At 39.9% G+C, this 25,825-nt stretch carries 22 protein-coding genes and 1 pseudogene; 20 read left to right on the top strand and 3 right to left on the bottom strand.

Features of this window, described 5'->3' with window-relative positions:
- The first annotated feature begins 5 nt into the window (after positions 1-5).
- Positions 6-1,265 carry an iron uptake transporter deferrochelatase/peroxidase subunit gene (gene efeB, locus ACOZBY_RS13260; protein WP_031419662.1) on the top strand — a complete coding sequence of 420 codons (1,260 nt, stop codon included), beginning with the start codon at positions 6-8 and terminating at the stop codon, positions 1,263-1,265.
- Positions 1,240-2,955: an FTR1 family iron permease gene (locus ACOZBY_RS13255; protein ID WP_422762465.1), complete on the top strand. Its 1,716-nt coding sequence runs from the start codon at positions 1,240-1,242 to the stop codon at positions 2,953-2,955. Before efeB ends, ACOZBY_RS13255 begins: the two co-directional genes overlap by 26 nt.
- A gap of 56 nt (positions 2,956-3,011) precedes the next feature.
- Here the strand turns inward: ACOZBY_RS13255 and ACOZBY_RS13250 are convergent, their stop codons facing one another.
- Positions 3,012-3,866 (bottom strand): pentapeptide repeat-containing protein, encoded by an 855-nt coding sequence (locus tag ACOZBY_RS13250; protein ID WP_422762464.1) that lies wholly within the window; start codon positions 3,864-3,866, stop codon positions 3,012-3,014.
- A 177-nt stretch (positions 3,867-4,043) separates the two neighbouring features.
- On the opposite strand from ACOZBY_RS13250, the gene ACOZBY_RS13245 reads away from it, so the two are divergent.
- The 4 genes from ACOZBY_RS13245 to ACOZBY_RS13230 all read left to right on the top strand — a co-directional run bounded on the left by ACOZBY_RS13245 (position 4,044) and on the right by ACOZBY_RS13230 (position 9,667).
- A complete protein-coding gene (locus ACOZBY_RS13245; protein WP_230584374.1) occupies positions 4,044-5,624 on the top strand; it encodes a PucR family transcriptional regulator in 1,581 nt (526 codons plus the stop codon).
- A gap of 131 nt (positions 5,625-5,755) precedes the next feature.
- The gene (locus ACOZBY_RS13240; protein ID WP_012293984.1) at positions 5,756-7,024 is read left to right on the top strand and encodes a cytosine permease; all 1,269 of its coding nucleotides are present in this window, start codon (positions 5,756-5,758) and stop codon (positions 7,022-7,024) included.
- Complete coding sequence (locus tag ACOZBY_RS13235) at positions 7,021-8,124, top strand: DUF917 domain-containing protein (protein WP_422762463.1); 1,104 nt, start codon at positions 7,021-7,023, stop codon at positions 8,122-8,124. The genes ACOZBY_RS13240 and ACOZBY_RS13235 overlap by 4 nt, the downstream gene beginning before the upstream one ends.
- Positions 8,117-9,667 (top strand): hydantoinase/oxoprolinase N-terminal domain-containing protein, encoded by a 1,551-nt coding sequence (locus ACOZBY_RS13230; RefSeq protein WP_031419667.1) that lies wholly within the window; start codon positions 8,117-8,119, stop codon positions 9,665-9,667. Before ACOZBY_RS13235 ends, ACOZBY_RS13230 begins: the two co-directional genes overlap by 8 nt.
- 229 nt (positions 9,668-9,896) lie before the next feature.
- Here ACOZBY_RS13230 and ACOZBY_RS13225 read toward each other — a convergent pair.
- A pseudogene (locus ACOZBY_RS13225) lies at positions 9,897-10,127 on the bottom strand (transposase); the annotation flags it as partial.
- Positions 10,128-10,910: 783 nt separating this feature from the next.
- On the opposite strand from ACOZBY_RS13225, the gene ACOZBY_RS13220 reads away from it, so the two are divergent.
- The 11 genes from ACOZBY_RS13220 (at position 10,911) to ptsP (ending at position 21,472) form a co-directional block, all read left to right on the top strand.
- Complete coding sequence (locus tag ACOZBY_RS13220; RefSeq protein ID WP_422762462.1) at positions 10,911-11,690, top strand: hypothetical protein; 780 nt, start codon at positions 10,911-10,913, stop codon at positions 11,688-11,690.
- Positions 11,687-12,043, top strand: a complete 357-nt coding sequence (locus ACOZBY_RS13215; RefSeq protein WP_012293990.1) for a GntR family transcriptional regulator — start codon at positions 11,687-11,689, stop codon at positions 12,041-12,043. Before ACOZBY_RS13220 ends, ACOZBY_RS13215 begins: the two co-directional genes overlap by 4 nt.
- Positions 12,044-12,052: 9 nt before the next feature.
- On the top strand, positions 12,053-12,775 hold the full coding sequence (locus ACOZBY_RS13210) for an ATP-binding cassette domain-containing protein (RefSeq protein ID WP_012293991.1): 723 nt from the start codon (positions 12,053-12,055) through the stop codon (positions 12,773-12,775).
- Positions 12,776-12,818: 43 nt separating this feature from the next.
- A complete protein-coding gene (locus ACOZBY_RS13205; protein ID WP_422762461.1) occupies positions 12,819-13,739 on the top strand; it encodes an ABC transporter ATP-binding protein in 921 nt (306 codons plus the stop codon).
- A complete protein-coding gene (locus ACOZBY_RS13200; protein WP_036161327.1) occupies positions 13,717-14,655 on the top strand; it encodes an ABC transporter permease in 939 nt (312 codons plus the stop codon). Before ACOZBY_RS13205 ends, ACOZBY_RS13200 begins: the two co-directional genes overlap by 23 nt.
- 173 nt (positions 14,656-14,828) lie before the next feature.
- Entirely contained in the window at positions 14,829-16,778 is a 1,950-nt protein-coding gene (nagE, locus tag ACOZBY_RS13195) for an N-acetylglucosamine-specific PTS transporter subunit IIBC (RefSeq protein ID WP_036166379.1), read from the top strand.
- 96 nt (positions 16,779-16,874) lie between these two features.
- Entirely contained in the window at positions 16,875-18,026 is a 1,152-nt protein-coding gene (gene nagA / locus ACOZBY_RS13190; RefSeq protein WP_036170285.1) for an N-acetylglucosamine-6-phosphate deacetylase, read from the top strand.
- Positions 18,027-18,059: 33 nt separating this feature from the next.
- Complete coding sequence (locus tag ACOZBY_RS13185) at positions 18,060-18,770, top strand: sugar isomerase domain-containing protein (protein ID WP_031419726.1); 711 nt, start codon at positions 18,060-18,062, stop codon at positions 18,768-18,770.
- Positions 18,748-19,500: a glucosamine-6-phosphate deaminase gene (locus ACOZBY_RS13180; RefSeq protein ID WP_422762519.1), complete on the top strand. Its 753-nt coding sequence runs from the start codon at positions 18,748-18,750 to the stop codon at positions 19,498-19,500. Before ACOZBY_RS13185 ends, ACOZBY_RS13180 begins: the two co-directional genes overlap by 23 nt.
- Positions 19,497-19,763 (top strand): HPr family phosphocarrier protein, encoded by a 267-nt coding sequence (locus ACOZBY_RS13175; protein WP_012293998.1) that lies wholly within the window; start codon positions 19,497-19,499, stop codon positions 19,761-19,763. The genes ACOZBY_RS13180 and ACOZBY_RS13175 overlap by 4 nt, the downstream gene beginning before the upstream one ends.
- Positions 19,760-21,472, top strand: coding sequence for a phosphoenolpyruvate--protein phosphotransferase (gene ptsP, locus ACOZBY_RS13170; protein WP_422762460.1), 1,713 nt, complete (start codon positions 19,760-19,762; stop codon positions 21,470-21,472). Before ACOZBY_RS13175 ends, ptsP begins: the two co-directional genes overlap by 4 nt.
- A gap of 194 nt (positions 21,473-21,666) precedes the next feature.
- On the opposite strand, the gene ACOZBY_RS13165 is transcribed toward ptsP, so the two are convergent.
- Complete coding sequence (locus ACOZBY_RS13165) at positions 21,667-22,434, bottom strand: sporulation protein (RefSeq protein ID WP_012294001.1); 768 nt, start codon at positions 22,432-22,434, stop codon at positions 21,667-21,669.
- Between the two features lie 323 nt (positions 22,435-22,757).
- On the opposite strand from ACOZBY_RS13165, the gene ACOZBY_RS13160 reads away from it, so the two are divergent.
- The 3 genes from ACOZBY_RS13160 (at position 22,758) to ACOZBY_RS13150 (ending at position 25,781) form a co-directional block, all read left to right on the top strand.
- Positions 22,758-23,495, top strand: a complete 738-nt coding sequence (locus tag ACOZBY_RS13160) for a sulfite exporter TauE/SafE family protein (protein ID WP_207889840.1) — start codon at positions 22,758-22,760, stop codon at positions 23,493-23,495.
- A gap of 26 nt (positions 23,496-23,521) precedes the next feature.
- Positions 23,522-24,232: a cytochrome c biogenesis CcdA family protein gene (locus ACOZBY_RS13155; protein ID WP_031419731.1), complete on the top strand. Its 711-nt coding sequence runs from the start codon at positions 23,522-23,524 to the stop codon at positions 24,230-24,232.
- A gap of 67 nt (positions 24,233-24,299) precedes the next feature.
- Positions 24,300-25,781 (top strand): multicopper oxidase family protein, encoded by a 1,482-nt coding sequence (locus ACOZBY_RS13150; protein WP_422762459.1) that lies wholly within the window; start codon positions 24,300-24,302, stop codon positions 25,779-25,781.
- Positions 25,782-25,825: the final 44 nt, after the last annotated feature.

Below are 25,825 nucleotides of genomic sequence, written 5' to 3'. Positions count from 1 at the left end.
CATAAATGACAGCATCAAATGAAGAAAAATGGATGAATAAAAAAATCTCTAGACGTGATATGTTGAAACTGACAGGCATTGGGGTGGCAGGTGTTGCCATTGGTGCCTCTGGTTTAGGTGGTGTAATGAAAGCAATGGGCTATGATGTTTTTGAGCCTGTGGCTGACAGTACTACGGCAAGCAATAAGGTCAATTTCTACGGCACCCATCAGTCAGGTATTGTAACACCTGTACAAACGAATATTTATTTTGCTTCTTTAAATGTGTTAGTGACATCGAAGAAGGAACTGCAAGAGTTATTCCAGCAATGGACACCTCTTGTTGTGCGTTTAATGAATGGTGAATTAATGGCTGATATTTCATCGAATACGAGAGTACCGACTGGTGATACCGGTGAGGCAGAGGGCTTAGATGCTGCCAATTTATCAATTACTATTGGTGTGGGTGCTTCCTTATTCGATAAGCTTGGTATGCAGCATTTAAAGCCAGCGGAGTTAAAGGATTTACCACATTTCCCAAAAGATCAGCTACAGAAAGAATATACAGGTGGTGATTTGTGTATTCAGGCCTGTGCAGATGATCCACAGGTGGCATTCCATGCGGTCCGTAATTTAGTGCGTGCAGCATCTGGGAAAGTGGAGATTAAATGGTCACAGTCAGGCTTTAACTCGTTCCCAGCAGGTGGTGGGACCCCCCGAAATCTTTTTGCATTCAAGGACGGCACAGTGAATCCATCCATTACAGATGAAAAGGATTTAAAAAAAGTTGTTTGGGTGGATAAAGGTTGGCTAAAAGGCGGCTCTTATTTAGTTGCACGTAAAGTTCAAATGCATCTTGAAACATGGGATCGTACATCTTTAAAAGATCAAGAAGCTACATTTGGTCGTTACCGTGATAGTGGGGCACCGATGGGTAAAACTAAGGAATTTGATGATTTTGATGTAGAGGCGAAGGATGATAAAGGGAATTATATTATGCCTGATACATCACATGTTCATTTGGCTCGTAAAGCAGGAGCTCGTATTTTGCGGAGATCGTATTCCTATGCATCTGGTGTGATGTCGAATACAGGCACTCATGATGCAGGGCTTATCTTTATTTCATTTCAAAAGGACCCTGCCCAATTTACAACGATTCAAAATAGCTTGGGACGTATGGATAAAATGAATGAGTATATTACCCATCGAGGCAGTGCAGTGTTTGCTTGCTTCCCTGGTGTACAAAAGGGGAGTTATTTAGGTGAAGCACTTTTTAACGCGCTGTAGTATCGTTATTGCTTTATTTCTGACTTTAGCTTTACCTGTGCAAGCTGCGCAATCCTATAGTCATTTATATATTGCAATTAGTGATGCATTAATGAATACAAAGCAGGATAAAGAGACAGAGGCTAAACAGGCTCTTGAACAGTTTGCCACAGATTGGGCTAAGGTTTCTTCAGAACAAAAAGAGGCGAAAGCTAAGGTTGATGACATCCTTGCCCAAGCAACAGAGGCCACATCAAAGGATGACCGATTAGAGGCGCTGTCTGCCCTGTCGAATGCTTTACGAGCCCTAGAAAAACTGGAAAATCCAGTAGATGAGGCTGCACAGCGAGCGGAGTTTGGGCAAAAGATGAAGCCGATTTTGGCAGACTTTGAAAAAGCTTTAGCTAGTGAGGATGCTCAGGCAATTGACGAAGCTTATAAGGATTTTAATCTCAAGTGGAACAAAAGTGAGCGCCCCGTACGTGAGCAAAGTATTGCCATGTATGGACAAATCGAAACACAGATGGCATTTCTACGAATCTCTATTTCTGCTGAAGAGCCTGATATCGCGTTAATGAAAACTCAATTTGCAGATTTACAACAAACGATTACAGATTTTGTAGCGGGTAAAGAAACAGCAGAAGCGGTAGAAGGTGACTATTCATTAGCTACATTAATTGCTTATATTGATGAGGCGATGGACTTTGTAGATGACGGTGATTATAAGGCAGCCTCTAATAAGGTTCGAGAATTTATCATGATTTGGCCACGTGTTGAAATAGAAATCTCAACTCGTAATGGTAGTCTTTATACTAAAATTGAAAGTGATATGCCTATTATCGCAAGTGATTTATTAAAATCCTCTGTCGATCAAGAAGCAATTACAAAAAAATTAAATACATTCCGTACAGAAATCGAATTGATTCAAGGAGATTCGGATTATACGCTTTGGGATGCAGCGTTAATTTTATTACGAGAAGGGCTAGAGGCTTTACTCATTATATTAGCTCTTGTATCGTTTCTTAATAAGTCAGGGCAAAAGAAAATGCGGAAATGGATTTATATTGGAGCATTTGTGGGTGTTTTGTTATCAGCCGTTGCCGCAGTTCTTATGTCAACAATTTTAAACTCGGCTACAATTGATACGAATCGTGAATTAATGGAAGGCTATGTAGGCTTACTGGCCGCTGCGATGATGATTGGTGTAGGTATATGGCTGCATAGTAAATCAAGTGTGGTCAGTTGGAATCGCTATATTTCGAAGCAAATGGGCAATGCTATTTCCAGTGGCTCTATTTTTGCCATGGCAGCGATTAGCTTCTTATCTGTTTTCCGAGAAGGGGCAGAAACGCTTGTTTTTTACGCGGGTATTGCACCGAAAATGGCGACTTCTCAGTTTATCCTTGGGATTGTAGTTGCACTCATTATCCTTGCCTTGCTTGCCATTGTGTTGTTTAAGGCAAGTGGGAAAATTCCTATTCATAAATTCTTTGCCGTAGCAACATGGCTCATTTATATATTAGCCTTTAAGATTATCGGTGTCAGTCTGCATACATTACAGCTGACTAATAAGATTTCTACAACAATTGTCGATGGCTTACCTGTCATAAGCATGATAGGTTTCTATCCAACCGTGGAAACAATGATTGGCCAAGCCATATTATTAATTTTAATCGTGGCAACCATCATTTATAAAAAGAAGCAAGCCTGAACGTCTTTCACAAACGCTTATGGCCTTAAGGGATGTCTCGATGGAGGCATCCTTTTTTACTGCCAGTGTGCTGGACGTTTAATATAAGAAGGTAGTTTGGTAGTGTTATCACCCTGTGCGGCGTTGATTTGCATTTGTGTTAAAAATAAACTTGTCGATAGATCAGCACCACGTAAATTGGTATCACGCAGATCGGCCCCAATGAAATCTACCCCTTGTAAATTGGCTCCTTGTAAATTGGCAGCAATTAAATAGCCACCTCTTAAATCAGTAGCTCGCAAATCTTTACCCTGAAAATTTTTACCTATCCAATCAGCGCCGCGCTGATTCAATTTGAGAGAAGCTTTCCCCTTTACAAGATGTTGTCGCATTTGTTCGCTAGTTTTTAAAAGAAGAGCATTTACTGTCATACGAATAGCCATCATGTCCAGTGCCAATAAACCATTAGCGTCAAGTTCCGCTGCCTGCTGTAGCTGTTCTAATTGAACGAGGAGCTGTTCTTGGAGCATACTGTCAATTTGATAGGATAGAGCTTCCGCTACATAAGCAATCATTTCATATAGCTGTTCCATAATTGGAAACACTTGAAACATTTTGTCAGCAAGTTCTCGTGATTGGCGCCAATCTTGCCCTTTAAATGTCACTTGGGAAACGTGCTGACCGGCACCTAAGCAATCAAATACAGTACAGCCTTTATAGCCGCTCATCCTTAGCTTGCTATGAATTTGACAGCTATAGTCCTCTGTTAAATTGGAGCATGGCTTGCCTGCTGGTTTATGCATGGCAAAATCACTGGAAGCGACTATATTTAATGCTGTACAACATAATCCAAAGCAGCTTCGGCAATCTGCCTGTAAGCTTTCTCGAATTGTCATGCCAAACGATGTGTCTCTAATTGTTCGATTAGACATCCTTTTTTTCCCTCTCTTCCCTCATGAACTTTGCTATTATTTTAGCACGGGCATATGTAGGTTATGAAATATGCAGATAACCATATTTTGAAAGACAGGTGTGATTATGTTATTCTTCTTCACAAGACGTTGTATAGAAAATTTAGAAAAGTAGTGGTGGTTGAACATGGGGTAACGGTGAAAGATTTATTGCAATTGCCTTCCTTTCGCGGGGCAGAGGTTTTAACAGGTCGAGATAATCTGCATCGCACGGTCTCTTCTTTATCTGTTTTAGAAGTATCGAATGTTGATTTTTATTCGAAAATTATTAATCGTGTGCAAGAGGAATGGTATGCAGAAGAGCTGGTGATTAGCTCCTTTTATTCCATTCGAGATAGTGTGGAACAGCAATGTGAGACAATTCAGCATTTACACGATTTAGGAGAGCTGGGCCTTATCTTATATTATGTGGGTATTGTGTTGCCACATATACCAGAGGAAGTGCTTGCCTTAGCCGAATCTCAAGGGTTTATAATTATCTGTATGCCCAAAAATGATTATTCTCTCCGTTATAATGAAGTTATTTATGAAGTTATGGAAGCGATTGTTAGTAATCAAGGTGTTAATGACCATTTCGTTAAAGAAACCTTAGAGAAGGTATCCTTATTGCCTGAGCATTTAAGAAGTGTCGAAATTACATTGAAAATGCTATCAGATCGCTTGAAAGCCAATATTCTGCTTACCAATAGTCATTTGGATATTATCAATCAAGTCATGTGGCCAAGAAATTCATCATTAGATGTGGTCTACGCTATCCATGAATGCTCACAATCACAAGTTTTTCGTGAAACAGGTAAATTTGAATTAAAACAAAGTGACATCTCATGTGTGATTGACTATAAAAGAGTGCATCAAAAAAATGGGGAGCCTCTCTTTTTATTCCTTATAAAGGAAAATACCGATTTACCTGCCAAGACAATTGAAAAGGTGAGTGAGGTTGTCCAAGTCGCCATTAATTTATGGGGAGACAAGCATGATGAGGTCAGCGAATATGCCCTGGTCAAAGCAATCATCAATGATGAAAGTGAAAAAATGAGAAGATTAGCCAATCTCCTGCATATTGATGTTTCTGCTATTCAAATGATGTGGTTAGTATATATGCATGATTTAGCGGATGAAAAAAAGGTTCGAGATGAGCTAGAAGAGCAGTTGTCTAAATATTATCAAACAAGAGTCATTCAATGTATTGACCACTGTATGATTGTGCTACTCGGAAATTGCTTGTACAAGCACCATGAGTTTGAAATTACTGTCGAATTTAATGAAACTACCAATTATGCTGGACAAATCGTAGAAATCGTCTATGCACCCAAAATGAAAAACACGAAGGCCGTTCGTCAGATGTATCAGTTAGTCAATCAGGTAGGGGATAAAGCCCACACGATATACCCCATGCGAAAATTATTTACGGCAGCTGAGGTTCGTTCCATGAAACGAGCTATTGCTGTAAGTAAGCAAGGGGAAGAAATGATTGAGGAATATTTATCGGTCATTGAACCCATCTTACATGATCATGATACATTACAGACATTGATTACCTTTTTATTAGATGCAAATGCAAGTATGGAGCGCTGTGCGGAACTACTTTATATTCATAAAAATACGGTGAAATATCGTATCAAAAAAATTAGCGAGCTGATTGGCACAGATGTAACTATTTACGCCGAATTTTATGATGTGTATATGGCTTGCATGCTCTATCGATTAATTAATGATTAAAATAATCTGAAATTTTGTTATTTTGAACAAAATTTCAGATTATTTTTTTTATTTAGGCAAAAGACTCCCTTCTATGCTTTCTTTATAATTAAAAACATTCATCCATCAACTAAGTATAAGGAGGGAGTCGCTTGAGAAATGACAACAATGTTCAATCATGGTATAGCTTAGGGATTATTTGGGGTGGTGCCATGATATGTATTCCTAGTTTATTGGTAGGAAATACACTCATTACAAGTATGAGCTTATCGAAGGCACTGGCTGTAGCATTTGTAGGCTACGCAATCGTCGTCTTCATTATGGTATTACAAGGAATGCAAAGTAGTGATTTAGGTAGGCCGACTGTCCATGTCGCTGGGCAAGTGTTTGGTAAAAAAGGCTCTCGTACGATTTTATCTATTATCCTAGCAATCGCTTGCTTAGGGTGGTTTGGTATTCAGGCTAATGTTTGTGGGGTTGCCTTAGCGAATTTGCTAGCCATCTATCACTTGAATATACCGGTTCCTCTAGCATCGTTCATAAGTGGTATGGTCATGGTGGTCTCTGCTATATATGGCATGAAGGTATTACGTATATTAAGCTATATTGCTGTCCCATTATTAGTCATTATTTGTGTATATGGTTTAGTCCAAACATTAACAGGGGAGCAGCTTGAGTTCATTCGTGCTTATGAGCCACAAGGAAATATGAGTTTTATGGATGGTTTAGCAGTGACCATTGGTTCATTCGCATTAGGGGCAGTCATAGCGGGTGATTATTCGCAATATTCCAAAAAACGTTCGGATGTTTTCAAGGCCGCTACGTTAGGAATTATTCCTGCTGGAGTGTTAATGATTGGCGTAGGAGCTATTTTAACAATTGCTTATCAAACAAGTGACATTACCGCAGTCTTTTTGCATATTGCTACACCATTTATCGGCGGGGTTGGCTTAATTTTAGCCACTTGGAAAACCAATTTGGTCAATGCAATTTCAGGCGGTATTGCCTTAATTAATGTATTTGACGTAGCAAAAAACAAAGAGAGAATGGCGATTTTTGTTGCTGGGACAATCGGTACGATTTTAGCAGTCGTAGGGATTTTAAATTACTTCACACCGATTATGTCCATTCTATCCGCGATGATTCCACCTGTTGCAGGTGTCATGATTGCTTCTTATTGGGTTATCCATAAAGGACATAAAGATAGCTGGGCTGAGGTAGAAGGCGTTAATCGCTTAGGGGTGTTTTCTTGGCTAGTAGGGGCAGTGATTGCCTGTATGCCCGTTGTATTCTCTTTCGTTCCTGGATTGCCGACATTACCTAATCAACCGATGATCGGCATTATTATTTCATTTCTTATTTATTATATTGGGTATCGTGTATCCGTACAAAAAACTGCCATATTGGAGGAACATAGATGAGATATTTAGATCAAGCGGCTATTGAACATATAGCTATAGGTGCAGCATTTTTAGGAACAGGTGGTGGCGGAGATCCGTATATTGGGAAATTAATGGCGCTTTCTGCCATTGAAAAAAATGGTCCTGTTAGGCTGTATTCCGTGAAGGAAATTGAAGATGAGGATTTTTTCATTCCCGCAGCTATGATGGGAGCACCATCAGTTTTAGTCGAGAAATTTCCTCGTGGTGATGAGTTTGTAAAAGTTTTCCAAAAGCTTGCGCAGTATTTAGGGAAAGATAAAATTGCCGGTACATACCCGATGGAAGCGGGTGGGGTCAATTCAATGATTCCAATTGTGGTGGCTGCACAGCTAGGTTTACCTTTGATTGATTGCGATGGTATGGGGCGGGCATTCCCAGAGCTGCAAATGGTGACGTTTAACTTAGATGGTATTTCCGCAACGCCTATGGCCATCACAGATGAAAAAGGCAATATAGGCATTTTTGAAACGATTGATAATAAATGGACAGAGCGTATCGCCCGCGCCGCTACTGTTGAAATGGGCGCTAGCTCTTTGGTGAGCCTGTATCCAACAACTGGTGCTCAACTAAAGAAAAGTGGTGTGCATCATATTGTGACACTTTCTGAAAAAATCGGTGAAATTATTGCCTCTAAAGATCAAGAGGTGAACGATAAGCTTGCAAGCCTTTTAAAGCTCATTGCAGGGTACGAGCTATTTCAAGGGAAAATTGTCGATGTAATTCGCGAAACGAAGGGTGGCTTTAACTTAGGGAAAATGCTTCTAGAAGGAATTGATGGCTATAAAGAGGGTCAGATGAAGGTTCATTTCCAAAATGAAAATTTACTGGCAGAAAAGAACGATCAAGTTGTTGCGATGACACCAGACCTGATTTGTTTAGTCGATTTTGAAACCTTGTTGCCTGTGACGACAGAAAGTTTAAAATATGGCAAACGTGTGCGCGTAATTGGTTTACCATCACATGAAAAATGGCGCACAGCAAAAGGGATAGAAACTGCAGGACCAAAATACTTTGGCTATAATTATGATTTCGTGCCAATTGAAGAATTGGTGAAAAAGGGGGTAGCTGAACATGTATAAGATTGGAATTGACGTAGGTGGAACAAATACAGATGCTATTCTTTTAGATTATAATAGTCAGCTAATTTATAGTGTGAAGTCACCGACAAGTTTAGATATTAAATCAGGTATTGAACAATCATTGCAGCAATTATTACAAGGTGCAAACATTGATAAAACGAAAATTACACATGCCATGCTAGGGACAACACAATGCACCAATGCCATTGTTGAGCGTAAAAAGCTAGCAAGGGTTGGTGTTATTCGACTAGGTTATCCAGCTACAGCCTCGGTGCTACCTTATACAGCTTGGCCTTCCGATATGATTGATAAATTATCAGGGAATTATGCAATCGCACATGGAGGCTATGAATACGATGGCCAGCTATTGAGTGCGCTTAATCACGCAGAGATTACAAAGCTCTTAGAAGAGTGGCGTGACCAGGTAGAATCAATTGCCATTGTAGGTGTCTTTTCATCTATTAAAAATGATCAAGAATTGCAGGTTCGTGACTGGATTCGAGCGATCTATGGGGAAGATTTCCCGGTTTCTTGCTCATCACTAATTGGCTCTGTAGGCTTAATTGAACGTGAAAATGCAACGATTTTAAATGCCGCTTTATGCAAGGTCATTGAGACGACAACACAGGGCTTTATTCAGGCACTTCAAGCGGAGGGTATTTTCAATGTAGACGTGTACCTATGTCAGAATGACGGAACATTAATGTCCATCGACTATGCAAAGCAATTCCCAATCTTGACGATTGCTTGTGGGCCTACTAATAGTATAAGAGGGGCTTCGTATTTATCACAAATTCAAAATACAATGGTATTAGATGTAGGTGGTACGACTTCGGATATTGGCGTGTTACAAGATGGATTCCCCCGAGAATCTTCAGTCGCAGTGGAGGTAGGGGACATCCGCACCAACTTTAGAATGCCTGACATTATTTCAGTCGGGCTAGGTGGTGGTAGTATCGTTCGAGTGAAGGAAAATAAAATTACCGTTGGCCCCGATAGTGTCGGTTATAAAATTAGTGAAGAGGCATTAGTATTTGGTGGGTCAACTATGACAACCACAGATATTGCCGTCCGTTTAGGTCTTGCAGAAGTAGGAGATCGAAATTTAGTGGCACATATAGATGAAGCATTCGCTAAAGCCGTTCAAGAAGAAATTTCTTCATTACTAGAACAAGCCATTGATAAAATGAAAACATCATCAGAGGATGTATCGCTTGTTTTAGTGGGCGGTGGTAGTATTATTGTGCCAGAAAAAATTCAAGGTGTTTCTACTATTGTTAAATCAGAGTTTGGCGGTGTGGCAAATGCGATTGGAGCATCCATTGCACAAATTAGTGGGCAATACGAGCAAATTTATATTTATTCTAAAGAACCTCGGGAGGAATCTTTAGAGGATGCACAAAATAAAGCAGTAAAACAAGCTGTATTAGCAGGTGCCCTTGCGGAAACAATCGAATTGGTTGAAGTGGAAGAAACACCATTAGCGTATCATCCAGAAAACGCAACAAGATTAAAAGTGAAAGTTGTAGGCAAAATGGTGTAGCGATGAAAAGAGTCGTAAAAAGGGCTCTTCTCAGACTGTAGACAAAAGTCATCGAGAAATGTATTCTCGATGGCTTTTGTCATTTTTCTTTCTCTTTCATTTTCAATATTTGGTAAATCATTGCTGTATCCAACATACTCTTCGAGCATAAATGCTCTCTTAAGCTGTCTGCCACGTCCAAGTAGCTAGTTTCTTTAAATTAATTCATGGCAGCAAAAGTAAGCATCGCCTGCATGGATCGAATACCAAAAACGTACTGAATAAACGTCATTTTAAAGAGAACAACAGGATCAGTACTAGGACGCCCATTAGGTAAATAGAGCTGTTCGACTAAAGGATAGATAAATGAAAAATCAATAGCAGCCTCTAGTTTTCGCACTAAATGATTGTTGGGAACTAATTGATCAATCGTTAACATTTCTAATTGTTCTCGTTCATTGGATGGATTCTTCGTCATCATCGTTTATCACCTCAAAAATTTACTTTTCAACACTCTATGTAGATAAAGTAAGTACTTTATGTAGAAGTTGATGGGAACGATGGGCGGCGACTCCTGCGGGATAAGCGGGAAAGTCGAGATCCTGGACTGAGCGAGGCGAGGGAAGCAGCTCGACCCCGCCCGCGGAAAGCGTCCGCCCGTAGTGAAAATCAACGACTTTACTTTATTTCATTGTAAAACAAAAAAGACTGTAGGCAATCTCTCAAATTTTTTGAGTTTGTCTACAGTCTTAGAAGAGTCCTAAAAAGGGCTCTTCTTTTTTTTACTTCATGATAGTGGAATTAATAGCACTCTTCGGACTAATCTGTACGTCCTAATTTCTCCTTTTTGGTTTGTCTTTTAAGTTTTTCATTCATCATTTTCTTGTTAAGAATGCTTACTCTATCAACCATTAGCAATCTCATATCCTCTACAATATATTGGGCTAACTTCGGATATGTCATCTCCTTCAATACCGAGTCGGAATTTTTGCCCTTGAATGCCCCCTCTATTTGTAAACTCAATATAGTAGTAAAATAGCACCATTTTTTCCATTTTGGTTCTGCCTTTTGTTGTCTTTGTGTCCTCGCAATGTATTCTGTTTTAGACTTTATTGATAGCTGAAGAGAGCTCATGCTATACAAGTTAAATGTTTCATTTTAATCAAACGAGGCTCTCATTTCCTTTTTCTTGTATTTGGTACTTGAAAATAAAGAAGTCATAGTGTAATATCTGACTAGTACACTATGACACGAGGTGTTGAGCATGAAAAGTTTTGTAGGACTTTTAAAAAAAGAATGGGTACTTTACCGCTCATGGTTTTTAATGGGGATATTTGCGGGAATTATGTTTTCTTGGATCGTTCCCTATGGATTACATCAATTTGTTGATCTCTTCCCTAAAGAAAATCAGCTAGCATTTGCCTTTACGCTTCTTGTCCTTTTTGTAGGTGGATTTTATTCTGTTTTACAATTTTTAGCGAGTATGCGTTTGGATATTAAAGCTAAGGAAAGCTGGCTCCATTCCACTAGTTCCATCACAAAGCTAGTAGGAGCCAAGATGGTCTGTTCGCTCATAGGCTATGCGCTTTTTAATACGCTCTTTGTGGGTATTGCCATCTTTAATATAAAAGAAGAGTTTATCGCAAATATTGGACAAATCGTATTCGTTTTAATAGGAATTGTGATTGCGTTAACTATTTTCCAATTTATGTTATTTGTTTTGCTGTTGTTCTTTTTAGCTTTTTACTTGCAATTGAAGCATGTGATTGGGCGTTTTTCCATTGTATTGACGATGGTTGCTTTTGGACTTACCACATCGGCTTGGGTACGAATAACGGAGAGTCAGTTTTATGACACGGTTTTCCACCGTGGCGCCATTTCGTTAAGCAAATTAGAACCGTTTTTACCCAAAGTAAAAGCAACGACAACGATGGAATGGAGGCTGGGCTCTATTTATATTGTTGAAGAAGTAGCTTCTATTTTACTCATCGTACTGCTTTTTTTAACGGCATCCAAGTGGCTTGAAAAGGTGGTATTACGATGACGATGGATTTTTCACGTGATAAACCAATTTATAGTCAGCTTGTCGATCGGATATGCGGGGACATTTTAAAGGGGCAGATATTGCTTGGAGATCGACTGCCCTCTGTAAGGGAATATGCAGTCGAAACGGGTGTCAATGTTAATACGGTGCAACGAGTCTATAAGGAGTTAGAGGCAATGAATATAACGGAAACCAAACGAGGACAGGGTACTTTTATTACGACTAATGAGGAACGCATCGAAGGATTACGAGATGATATGAAAAATAAGTTAGCCGAAAGTTTTTTAACATCTATCGAGGCGTTGGGATTTTCGAAAGAAGAAATGCTCGTTGTATTAAAAAATAAAGCATGAGGTGAAGGAATGTTACAGCTATTAAATGTGTCTTTTCAGTATAAGAATAAGCCCATTTTACAGGATTTATCCTTTTCCTTTCCTATTGGACAGATCATTGGGCTCGTTGGGGAAAATGGTAGTGGTAAATCTACACTTCTCAAAGTTTTAGCTGGCTTATTACGCTCCTCAACTGGTGAAGTGGTATTGAATGGTCAACCAATTACTCGACGAAGTGCGGATCAAATTGCTTATTTACCAGATACTGATTTGTTTTTTGATTATTATACGGGGGAACAGCTCTTTCAGCACTACGCTTCTCAATTTGAAGACTTTTCCTATGATAAGGCATGTATAGTAGCTGAATTTTTACAGGTGGATAAAAATAAGAAGCTACGTCAATTATCAAAAGGGAATCGTGGACGTATGAAAATGGCTGCTACACTGGGCCGAGAAGTTCCTTATTATTTAATGGATGAACCATTTGCTGGGCTAGACCCCATTGTGCGAGAGCAGCTCATTAAAGGTTTAATTCAATTTACGGACATTGAAAATCAAACGATTTTGCTGTCTACGCATGAATTATATGAGGTTGAACCTATTTTAGATCAAATTATTTTATTAAAAGCTGGCTCTATCACAGCTTATGAAGACGTAGAGACATTGCGTGATGTGACCAATAAAGATGCGGTTCAATGGATGAAAGGTTTTTATGGTCATTCTTCCAATGATAACGATCGCCAACACTTTTAACGATAAAGGCTCAGGCGTAACTAAAAAGAAAGGGTGAATAAATATGACAGAACCAATTGTTCAATTGCAAAATCTATCGAAAACCATTCGTGGAAAGCAATTAATACAACAATTAAACATTGATTTATATCCAGGACAAATTACAGGTTTTTTAGGACCCAATGGGGCAGGGAAAACAACAACGATTCGTATGATGACGGGCCTTATGCATCCAACAGAGGGCAAGGTCATCATTGATGGACTATCGCTACAGGAGCATTATGAGGAAGCGATTAGCAAGGTTGGTGTGATTGTCGAAAATCCAGAAATGTATAAATTTATGTCGGGCTATAAAAATTTATTGCATTTTGCACGTATGCATAAAAATGTTTCAAAGGAACGAATCATGGAGGTCGTTAAACAGGTTGGTCTAGAAAATCGTATCCATGAAAAGGTTGCAACGTATTCTCTTGGTATGCGTCAACGACTAGGGCTTGCTCAGGCGCTATTACATCGACCAAAATTTCTAATATTAGATGAACCAACGAATGGTTTAGACCCAGCTGGTATTCGCGAATTCCGTATGTACCTTCGCAAAATTGCGGCAGAAGATAACGTGTCGGTTTTTGTATCCAGTCACTTATTATCTGAAATTGAGCTAATGTGTGATCGAGTGGCCGTCATTCAAAATGGGAAGCTAATCGACATTCGTGAAATTCATAATGAAAGCACGTCGTTTTACTATGTGGAAGCACAGCCACAAGAGCAGGTTTCTGCCCATCTGGCACAACATGATTACAAGTTTGAGGAAATAAAACAAGGCTATGTAATTGAATTGAAGAAAGAGGATGTTCCTGCATTGACATTAGGGCTTGTGCAAGCAGGTATGCAACTATTTGCCGTACAGCCACATCAGAAAACATTAGAGGATCAATTCTTAGAAATGACTGGAGGCGGACAAATTGCTGAAGCTAATTCAAAATGAATGGATGAAATTATGGCATAAAAAAGGGACGTGGGCAATGGTCGCTATGCTTGTCCTTGTCATTCTAGTTCCTGGCGGCATCATGAAATATTATGAGGGTAAATCGTCAGATGAGGGATCATGGCAGGAGATAGAGCAGCAGTCTATCCAAAATAATAAGGCAATGCTGGCAGAGGAGGACATATCCGAGGAAGACAAAGCATTTTTTGAAGAGCGAATTGCTATTTCGGAGTACCGATTAGCCCATGATGCGCCGAGTCAAGAAGATAGCAGCCTTGCAAGCTTTATGTCCTTTACAAGCAATATGCTAACACTTGTCACTTTATTTACGGTGATTACTGCCGCAAGTATTGTCTCCAGCGAATTTTCAACAGGTACTATTAAAATGCTGTTGACTCGTCCTATGTCCCGTGCGAAGGTGTTAACGTCTAAATTATTGACGACCTTCTTATTCGGTTTGTTTTTAGTTGCTGTAAATGTAGTTGTGAGTGCAATTGTAGGTTTAGTATTATTTGGTGTAGGCTCAGGTGTGGAATTAGAGATTGTTAATGGTCAGGTGGCTGAAAAGGCAGTATGGAATGATTTAGCCTACCATTATCTATTATCTGGCGGTGATTTTGTTATGTCTACATTATTTGCCTTTTTAGTTGGTTCAGTATTCCGTTCGAGCTCATTAGCAATCGGCTTAACGATGTTCCTGTCATTTACAGGTGGCATGATCATTATGTTCTTAAGTAGATACGACATTGTCAAATACATTTGGCTAACACATGCAGATTTAACTCAGTATGAAAAAGATATGTTAATGGTTCCAGATATGACAATGCCTTTCTCGCTAACTGTATTAGCTATTTATGCTGTAATTTTCCTAGTGATTAGTTATACATCCTTTATGAAACGAGACGTTACTGCATAATTTAAAGAAGAACTGTGCCCTAATGCTTTATTAGGGTACGGTTTTTTTACATCAAGAATTATTAAAAAAGTATTTATTTTTTTTCAAATTGCGCCTATAATAATAGCAACTTAATGAAAACGCTTTTTTTTCATAAAAGTGGTCTAGACAACTATACCAAAGGGGGATAAAGAATGTTTGCTTTCTTACAAAAAATCGGTAAGTCACTTATGTTTCCAATCGCGACATTACCGGCAGCAGCCTTGCTTTTGCGTTTAGGTTCTGGGGATATGCTTGGAGCAGTGCCGAATGAAGCCATTCAGTACATTGCTAGTATTATGGCCGCTTCTGGGAATGCTATACTAGGCAATTTACCTATTATTTTTGCGATTGGTATTGCGATGGGGTTAGCACATGATAGCAGTGGGGGAGCAGCTCTTGCAGGTGCGATTGCTCACCTCGTATTAGTAGCCGTTTTAGGGACGGTTAATGAAGAATTAAATATGGGTGTGTTTGGTGGTATTATTGCCGGTATTACGGCAGGCTTACTGTATAACAAATATTATAATGTGAAATTTCCAGAATGGTTATCATTCTTTGGTGGACGGCGGTTTGTACCAATTATCACGTCCATCACTATGGCGATTTTAGGGAGCATTTTAGCCATTGCTTGGGGACCAATTCAGGGCGGTATTGATGCTGTCGGCAATTGGATGATCGGTGCAGGATCACTTGGCGTTGGGATGTATGGTTTCTTCAACCGTCTATTAATACCAGTTGGTCTTCACCATGTAATCAATACGGTTATTTGGTTTGATTTCGGTGAATTTACGAATGCCGCGGGTGAAATTGTGAAAGGGGATATCCATCGTTTCTTAGCAGGCGATCCAACAGCTGGACATTTCCAAGCTGGTTTCTTCCCAATAATGATGTTCGGTTTACCAGCAGCTTGTCTTGCGATGTATTTCACAGCGAAAAAAGAAAAACGACCGATTGTGGGTGGAATGTTCGTATCTATCGCTTTAACAGCCTTTTTAACAGGTGTGACGGAGCCGATTGAATTTTCATTCATGTTCTTATCACCTGTTCTTTATGGTATCCATGCAGTATTAACAGGTATTTCCCTTGCAGTTGCCTATATGGTTGGGTTCCGTGATGGCTTTGGATTCTCAGCAGGGTTAATTGACTACTTGCTAAACTTAGGTTTGGCCGATAAACCATTAATGCTTCTACCATTAGGTTTAGGCTTTGGGGCCATATATTTTGTCGTCTTTTATTTCTTGATTAAAAAACTGGACTTAAAGACACCAGGACGTGAAGATGATGAGGAAGAGGATGGGGAATCAAATTCAGCCATTTCCGATGATATTGATGTACGTGCCTACTACACAATTGAAGCATTAGGTGGTAAAGAGAATATTCAGCAAGTGGATTACTGCACGACTCGTTTACGTATGTCCGTACAGGATGCCAGTGTCGTGGATGAGAAAACATTGAAGCAAACAGGTGCGCGAGGTGTTATGCGTATTAGTAAAACCAATGTACAAGTAATTATTGGAACATCTGTTGAGTTTTTAGCGGAGGCTATGAAAGAACGTCTGCAAAAAGGCAACCCAGCACCTGCTAATGCCCAGTTGCTGACAGAACAGCCTGTAGCGACAGCAGAAGTAAAAAGTGACGCAACAACAACTTTCCATGATTTTGAAATGCCAATGACAGGGGATTTATTACCGTTATCAGAAGTACCGGATGAAGCATTCTCTGCTGGCCTGATGGGTCCTGGTTTTGGGATTCGTCCAACAGATGGAACTGTTTATGCACCGTTTGACGGTCAAGTGGTGATGATTTTCCCAACGAAGCATGCGATCGGTTTAAAATCTGAAACTGGTGTAGAATTATTAATTCATGTCGGTTTAGATACTGTAACACTGAATGGTGAGGGCTTTGACATGCTTGTATCAGATGGTCAAACAATTAAACGTGGAGAGGCATTATTAAAAGCAGACATCACAAAAATAAAGGAACAAGTGCCTTCCATTATTACCCCTGTCGTTTTCACTAGCCTAATGGGGCAAGAGATTACGTTAGAAAAATCAAGTTTCCAAAGAGCAGGCGCTACCAATATTATTTCATTGAAAAAGTAACAAGTCATGGGGCTGTGTGCAGAGGGAACATAGGCAATCATATTGCAAATGGATACCTTTTCAACAGCCCTTGTTCAAGAAGAGGAGATGTTTTTCTTGAGTTTAATAATTCGGAACATCACAGTGGTCAATGCGAGTGGTCGAGATGAACAGATGGATGTGTGGATGAAGGACGGCAAAATTGCTCAGATTGCCCAGCATATTCACGCGCAGGGCGTTGATCAATTAGAGGGTTCAGGAAAGTTTTTATTGCCAGGATTTATTGACATGCATATTCACGGGTCTGCCCAAATGGATACGATGGATGCATCTGATGAAGGGTTACATATCATGGCCCAATCACTATTAAAAGAGGGTACAACCAGCTTTTTAGCCACTACGATGACCCAAAGCTTTGACAAAATCGAACGGGCCATCGTCAATGTGGCACAATTTCAGCCAAAGTCAGATGAAGCGGAAGTACTTGGTCTGCATATTGAGGGACCTTTCGTATCGAAGCAGCGTGCAGGAGCTCAGCCACTTGATTATATTGTCCAGCCAGATGTGGAAGTCATTAAAAAATGGCAAGCATTAAGTGGTCAAAAAATTAAACAAATTACGCTGGCACCGGAGGAACCTAATGGAATGGCAGCTGTCCAAAGCCTTTCTGAAAGTGGCGTTATTGTATCAATTGGTCATTCCGACGCTACATTTGAGCAAATGCAGGAAGCTGTTCAATTAGGTGCATCACAGGGGACTCATTTATACAATCAAATGCGTCCATTCCATCATCGTGATCCAGGTGTGGTTGGTGGTGTTTTGCTAGTAGATGCCATAAAGGCTGAACTAATTGTTGATTTTATTCATATGCATGAAGGAGCTGTGGAAATGGCTTATCGCTTGAAGGGGGCAGACGGCATTATTTTAATAACGGATGCGATGCGAGCGAAGGGTATGCCCTACGGTGAATATGATTTAGGTGGTCAATTGGTGCATGTGACAGAATCAGGCGCACATTTATCGAACGGTTCATTGGCAGGTAGTATTTTAACAATGGATCAAGCAGTACGAAATATGCGTCAGATTACCAATTGTACATTGGAGGAGCTTGTGAAAATGTCCAGCTATAATGCTGCCCAGCAATTAAAATTAACGAACAAAGGGCAGCTTACAGAAGGTTATGATGCGGATGCAGTGATTGTAGATGAACACTTGCTGCTCCATCAAACGATTAAAGCTGGCCGGATCAGGGTGCAGACAAACAATTAGGAAGAAATGTTTGAAATGAAAAGGTGATAGATGATGAATACCTATTTTCAACAAGTCAATCGCTATTTAACAATGGTGGCACAACAAGAAAGTGAACAAATTAACCGTGTAGCTCAGTTAATCGTTAAACGTCTAGTACAGGGAGGCATTATCCAGTTATTTGGTTCAGGTCATTCCATGTTATTAGCACAAGAATGTTATTTCAGGGCTGGTGGCTTAGTTCCAGTCAAACCGATACACATTGAATCCTTAATGCTACATCAGGGAGCCCGGCAATCTTCACAAAATGAAAAGAAGCAAGCATTTTTAGCTCCTTATAAGGATGAGCTACAGTTTGATGACAAAGATGTTTGTATCATCATTTCAACCTCTGCCAACAATCCAGTACCAATTGATATGGCGATTTACGCAAAAGAAGCAGGTGCGCATACGATATCACTACAATCATTGGCCTATCAACAGCAGCCATCACGCCATCCCTCAGGTCAACGTTTAGAGGATATCGTGGATGATGTTTTAAATACGCATGTACCACTAGGGGATGGGGTTTTAACAGTTGATGAGTTCCAATATGGACCTGTATCTACCGTATTAGGGGCAGCGCTACTAAATGCTCTATGCGCTCAAATTATTGAAATTCTGCATGAACAAGGGGCAAGCTTACCCGTATTTGCTAGCAGTAACTTAGGGAACACCAATAATGATGAGCTCATTGATCAATATGGTCAGCGTATTCATTTTTAAGACCTTAGGAAAAGGAGGATATGTGGTGAACATAGAAAGATTTAATTCAAAAGAAGATTTATATGCACGAGCCGTTGCCATCATTGCGGCTGCTAAAAATAATGGGTCCACAACGTTCGGGCTAGCTACTGGTGGAACGATGGAACCGTTGTATGCTAAAATCTGTAAAACAGATATTGATTTTTCGAATTGCATCAGCTTTAATTTGGATGAATATGTAGGGCTTGAAGCTAACCATGAGCAAAGCTATGCCTATTACATGCATCAGCATTTATTTCACGAAAAACCATTCCAAGCTTCTTATTTACCAAATGGCTTAGCGACGAATCCTTTAGAGGAAGCAGCTCGCTATGAAGCGCTATTACAACAACATTCCTTAGACTTTCAATTGCTTGGTATCGGACAAAATGGCCATATTGGCTTCAATGAACCAGGTACATCATTTGAGTCCTTGACACATCTTGTAACATTGGAAGAATCGACTCGTCAAGCCAATGCTCGCTTCTTTTCATCGATTAATGAAGTGCCCACGCAAGCGTTCACTATGGGGATTCAATCTATTATGCGTGCAAAATGCATTTTGTTAATTGCAGTGGGAGAAACTAAGCGTGAAGTATTAGAGCGTGTGCTGGCCTCTGATTATACAGAGGAAATTCCAGCAAGTGCTTTAACCAAACATCCAAATGTCATCATTTTAACAGATTTACAAGTAGAGGAGAATAAATCATGAAAACACAACAATTTACAGTAATCGATCCGTTAGGAATTCATGCACGTCCAGCAAGCCAGCTTGTGGCAAAAGCTACACCATTCGCTTCCGCAATTGAAGTGCGTACTGAAGAAAAAGCAGCGAATTTAAAATCTATTCTTGGCGTAATGGGATTAGCTTTAAAGCAAGGTTCTCAATTTACACTATATGTAGAGGGGGAAGACGAAGATCAAGCATTTGAGGCATTAGCAACATTACTGACAGAAATGGGGCTTGCACAATGACACATCTCGCTGGTATTGCCGCTTCAGACGGCATTGCCATTGCTAAAGCGTATCGGTTTGTACAGCCGAATTTAACATTTAGCCAAACAACGGTTCAAGATGTTCAGGCGGAGCAGCAACGTTTAGCCGCTGCCCTTGCCAAAACGGAGCAAGAGCTAGAGGCCATCAAACAGCAAACATTAAAAAAATTCAGTGCCGAGGAAGCAGCCATCTTTGAAGCGCATTTATTAGTGGTGAAGGACCCAGAATTAATTGGGCCTATCAATCAAAAAATAGCTGATGAAGGAGTCAATGCAGAATTTGCCTTACATGAAGTTTCATCAATGTTTGTGGCGTTATTTGAAAGTATGGATGATGAATACATGAGTGCACGTGCTTCAGATATTAAAGATGTGACCAACCGCATTTTAGCACATTTACTCGGTGTACATATTCCTAACCCAAGTAGTATTACTGAACAGGTGATTATTGTAGCTAATGATTTGACTCCTTCAGAGACAGCTCAATTGGATCGTAACTTTGTCCTAGGCTTTATTACGGATATTGGGGGGCGCACCTCTCATTCAGCCATTATGGCACGTTCATTAGAGATTCCAGCAGTAGTTGGAACTGGTGTAGCAACGACTACGATTAAAGATGGAGATATATTAATCGTGGATGGTTTATCCGGTCAAGTGTTTGTCAATCCAACGGCTGATGTGATCGTTAGCTATCAAGAAAAAGCCCAAAGCTATCATACTCAACAAGCGGAATGGTCGACCTTAGTAAACGAACAAACGGTGTCCAAAGACGGTGTACATGTAGAGCTAGCCGCTAATATTGGCTCTCCAGGCGATTTGGAGGGCGTATTGCGCCATGGGGCTGAAGGAATTGGCCTATATCGTACAGAGTTTTTATATATGGGCAGAGAAAACCTGCCATCTGAGGATGAGCAATTTACGGCTTATCAAACGGTTCTTGAGGGAATGCAGGGGAAGCCAGTAGTCATTCGCACACTAGATATTGGTGGAGACAAACATTTGCCCTATCTACCGCTACAGGAGGAAATGAATCCATTCCTTGGTCATCGTGCCATTCGTCTATGCTTAGAGCAACAGGAATTATTCCGTACGCAATTGCGCGCTCTACTGCGAGCATCTGTATATGGAAACCTCAAAATTATGTTCCCGATGATAGCGACTATTCAAGAGTTCCGTGATGCCAAAGCGATTTTGTTAGAAGAGCAAGAAAAGCTAAAAGCAGCGGGAGAGGAAGTAAGTGCTGACATTGAAATTGGTATGATGGTTGAAATTCCTGCTACAGCAGTGATGGCTAATGTTTTTGCGAAGGAAGTGGACTTTTTCTCCATTGGAACGAATGATTTAATTCAATATACAATGGCTGCAGATCGTATGAATGAAAAAGTATCTTATTTATATCAGCCTTATAATCCAGCTATTTTACGCTTGATTCAAATGGTCATTCATGCCGCCCATCAAGAACAGAAATGGGTAGGGATGTGCGGAGAGATGGCAGGCGACGAGCTAGCAGTTCCTTTATTGCTTGGCTTAGGCTTAGATGAATTTTCAATGAGCGCAACATCCATTTTGAAAACACGCTCTTTATTGAAGCGTCTGTCTGTTAAGGACATGCAAGCTTTAGCGACTGAGGCGTTACAAGTAGCAACAGCTGAAGAGGTTATGGAAAAAGTAAAGCAAGCGGTGAAATAACTTTTCTATTAGCTACACGTGGTAAATGGTTCAGGCTGTAGATGAGCTCAAAAAAATGTTGAGTTGTCTACAGTCTTTTTTCTTTTTCACAGCAAAACCCGATTTTTTTGCCATGACATAAAATCATCTCCTCCATACGTGTGCTTGGAGATAAAAAAGTAGTTGAAGTGCTCTTCAACTACTTTTTATTGAATTTATATATGCTTTGAAATAAGTTGTTGAAGTTTTTCTGGAAGCGTCGGTAGATCATGCATCGTAATCGTTGTTCGAACGTAGCTTTCATCCATCTCTAGAGCCTCTGCGAAGAAGCTTCCAATCCCTCTTACTTTGCGGTCAATTTGTAATAGAATTTCTGCAGAGTGATTGGACTGCGAGAGGAAAACTATTTCAAGTTCATCTAGATGTCCTCTAAAGGAACCTGTTGGTACAAATTCAAACTCCTGTACAAATGGATAATATCCACGGAAGCGTGCTGGGGCTTGTTCACATTCTGCTTCTCGTAAACGAAAACCTAATTGCCCTATAGCGTCAAGTATATGTGATGCGAGGCTTGTTGGCTCTACACGAATATAATCTTTATCACTTGGGTCTACGGCATTTTTAATATCAAGTCCAGTTTGAATCCAAACTTGCGTTTTGCCCGCACTAATGGGTGTTTCAAAGGGCAGTGTCAATGAAATGGGAATGACCTTCTCTTCACTAGCTGCTAGTGTAAAAGGCTCTGTTACTTTGACTTTTTGTAGAGTGGCCACCTCTGTATGTTTATGATCATTGGACTCTCGTATATATGTCGTATTTATAGATAAATAGATAGAATCCACTTGTTGTTCAACTTGACCACCACGCACGATGATTTCACCTCGCATGACTTCTCCAGCTCGATAAGTATCCTTTTCCAACCTTGTATCAACTGTTGCTGAACCTATTCCAAAACTTGCTAGTGCTTTATGAAAAAAAGACATTCTTACATTCCTCCTACTGACATTGTTAGATATACATACGCACAGTTTGAAAAAAGGTTTCAAGACTCATAAATTTTTCGCCATACTCATTGGAAATCGAAAGAGGGATGGCGATAGCACGAGCAATGAAACCATATCTAGTATCGCTCTCCCGGTGTGGATTCGTATGATAGCGTCTACCAACAAAAAGACATACTTTGATCACATCATAGTTTTCTCAAAACGGTGTGTTCGATTTCTGCACCGTTTATTCATATTTAACCTTTATACTAGTTTTGGCTAGTTTTAAAGCTGAAATGATGAACAGATAGAGGGTGTTTCAATTGTATAGTTTTTTGTCAGCGATTAGTCAATTTATGAGTGAGCCAATCAACCAATTTTTAAATGCCTATGAGCATTCAGCTTGGGCTATGGCGCTTCTTTTAGGTCTCATAGGGGCACTAGCTCCCTGCCAAATAACCGGTAATATGAGTGCTGTTACATTTTATGGAAATAGGACGCTTCAAATGAAAAATAATTGGCAGGATATTCTGTTTTTTATTTTTGGAAAAGTAGTTGTTTTTAGCGGACTTGGTTTTTTAGCATGGTTATTTGGACAATCGTTTGAAACTAAAATGACATTGTATTTCCCCATTTTTCGTCAGGCCATTGGACCAATTATGATACTGACAGGGCTCGTTTTATTAGGTTTATTAAAGCTAAAATTTTTAAATCGCCTGTCGAATCTTATTCCTCCTGTTATGAAAGGGGGCAAATTAGGCTCCTTTTTAATGGGGGCTAGTTTCTCTATTGCCTTTTGTCCAACCATGTTTGTGCTGTTTTTTGTATGGCTAATGCCCATTGTGACAGGCACTTCCTATGGGTTTATCTTACCGAGTATTTTTGGGGTTGCCACTTCTGTACCACTACTCATCATGCTTCTCTTCATTTATCTTTTCGATGCTAAGCGTCTCATTTTACGAACAAGCATGAAGATGGGGAGAGTTATTCAATTAATGGCAGGCATATTGTTACTATTACTAGGTATAATGGACACCATTACATATTGGGGGATAACTTAACTTGTAAGATGTAAGGAGCGAACAAAATGAATCCAGATATGAATCTTTTTTTAGCCTTTGGCGCAGGGTTTTTAAACTTTATTTCGCCTTGCACCTTACCGCTCTATCCAGCTTTTATTTCTTATATTACAGGAATGTCATTGGATGAGCTTCAGGGAGACAATAAAAAATTAAGAACGATTGGTATGTTGCATACACTATTCTTTTTAATTGGATTTTCTGTGATTTTTATTTTCTTAGGCTATGGCTCATCTGTTGTGGGGTGGTTTTTCTTCCAGTACCAAGATGTTTTGCGACAGGTTGGGGCTATATTAATTGTGCTGTTTGGTTTAATTATTATAGGTGCTTTATCCCCGAAATTTTTAATGCAAGAAAAACGTCTTTCCTTTAAAAATCGTCCCACAGGCTATTTGGGCTCTTTTTTTATTGGTCTTGCCTTTGCAGCGGGCTGGACGCCCTGTACAGGCCCAATTACGGGGGCAGTTTTTATGATGGCTTCCCAGCATCCAGGGATGGGTATGTTTTACATGATCGCCTATGTGTTAGGGTTCGCCATCCCATTTTTCCTTCTATCACAATTTGTCACGAAATTCGCATGGATACGAAAGTATAGTCACATGATCACAAAAGTGGGTGGCTATTTTATGATTGTGCTAGGCATTATTCTATTTTTCGATGGTTTAACAAGAATCATCATTTGGCTAAGCCCCTTGTTCGATGGTTTTTCAGGATTTTAACGACCTTCATCATTTCTCCATACTTCTTTGTTACATTCGTTTTGTTGTAACAAAAGGAGGAAAATAGATGAAATCTAAAGTATGGTTTTCATTACTGACGCTATTGATTTTACTAATAGGCGGGTGTAGTACTAGTAAAACAGCTGACGAATTATCTACTAAACCAATGAACAAGGCTCATGAGGGAATGGATAGGACAAATGGTCATATGAGTCATACAAATCCCTTACAGCTTGCACCTTCTACAGGAGAAAATGAGTTGGTCATCCCACCTTTACTAGAACCAGATGGAGATAATCCAGCTCACTATTCAATTGTCGCACAAGAAGGGACAACAGAGTTTTATCAAGGGGTTCAAACAGAAACCTATGGCTATAACGGGTCCTTTTTAGGGCCGGTGATACAGATTCAATCGGGACAAACTGTGCAATTTTCAACAACAAATGAAATGAGCAAAGAGACAACATTTCATTGGCATGGTTTAGAAATACCAGGTGAGGGGGATGGTGGCCCTCATGAACGAATAGAACCTGGTCAATCGAAGCAGCTGACTTTTAATATCCGCCAGCAAGCAGCTACTTTATGGTTTCATCCTCACCCAGAAGGACAGACGGCTGAGCAGGTATATAAAGGCTTGGCAGGACTGATTTACGTGGAGGATGAAAATTCACAGCGTTTAGGATTACCTCATGAATATGGCGTGAATGATATTCCGTTAATCTTTCAGGACCGCCAGTTTGATGATCAACAGCAATTGAACTACCAGCAATTCAAAAATAATGATGGGACAATTGGTGATACATTACTCATCAATGGTACGCTCAATCCGAAGCTTCATGTCCGCCAAGAGCCTGTTCGACTTCGATTAGTGAACGGCTCCAATGCTCGGAATTTCACTTTTAAGCTTAGTACAAATGAGAATTTTCAACAAATCGCCACAGATGGAGGATTTTTAAATAGCCCTGTTCCACTAAATAAACTGACCTTAACACCAGGTGAACGTGCTGAAATTATCATCGATTTTTCCAAGCTACGTACTTCCACTGATTTATCATTGATAAATGAAGAAGGTGTAGTCCTGTTACCGTTTACGATCACAAATGAACGCACTACTCCACAGAAGATGCAGGATGTATTTAATCAATTCTCTACAACTAGTGAAGAACAACAATTACCTGTATCTAAACGTATAGAGCTATTTGGTATGGGGACGATGGTAACGATTAATGGCAAGCAATTTGATAAGAATAGAATTGATTTTGTTCAACAGCAGGGAGTGACAGAAATTTGGGAAATTTACAATAAACCTGATATGATGGGAGGCATGACCCATCCGTTTCATATACACGGCACGCAATTTAAAATTGTATCCATTAATGGTCAGGCGCCACCGCCCAATGAACAGGGCTGGAAGGATACGGTGTCCATTGAACCAGGTGAGTCAGTTAAATTAGCAGTGAAGTTTCAAGATAAGGGCATCTATATGTTCCATTGTCATTTATTGGAGCATGAAGATAATGGTATGATGGGACAAGTAAAGGTAGAATAGAAATTTTTGGTGGATAAAAAGGTAGCTGATTTTTAATCAGCTAC

It is taken from the genome of Lysinibacillus sp. NPDC056220, assembly GCF_049315265.1.
GTDB classification, from domain to species: Bacteria; Bacillota; Bacilli; order Bacillales_A; family Planococcaceae; genus Lysinibacillus; species Lysinibacillus pinottii.
This window is presented reverse-complemented; position numbering and strand designations above follow the sequence as displayed.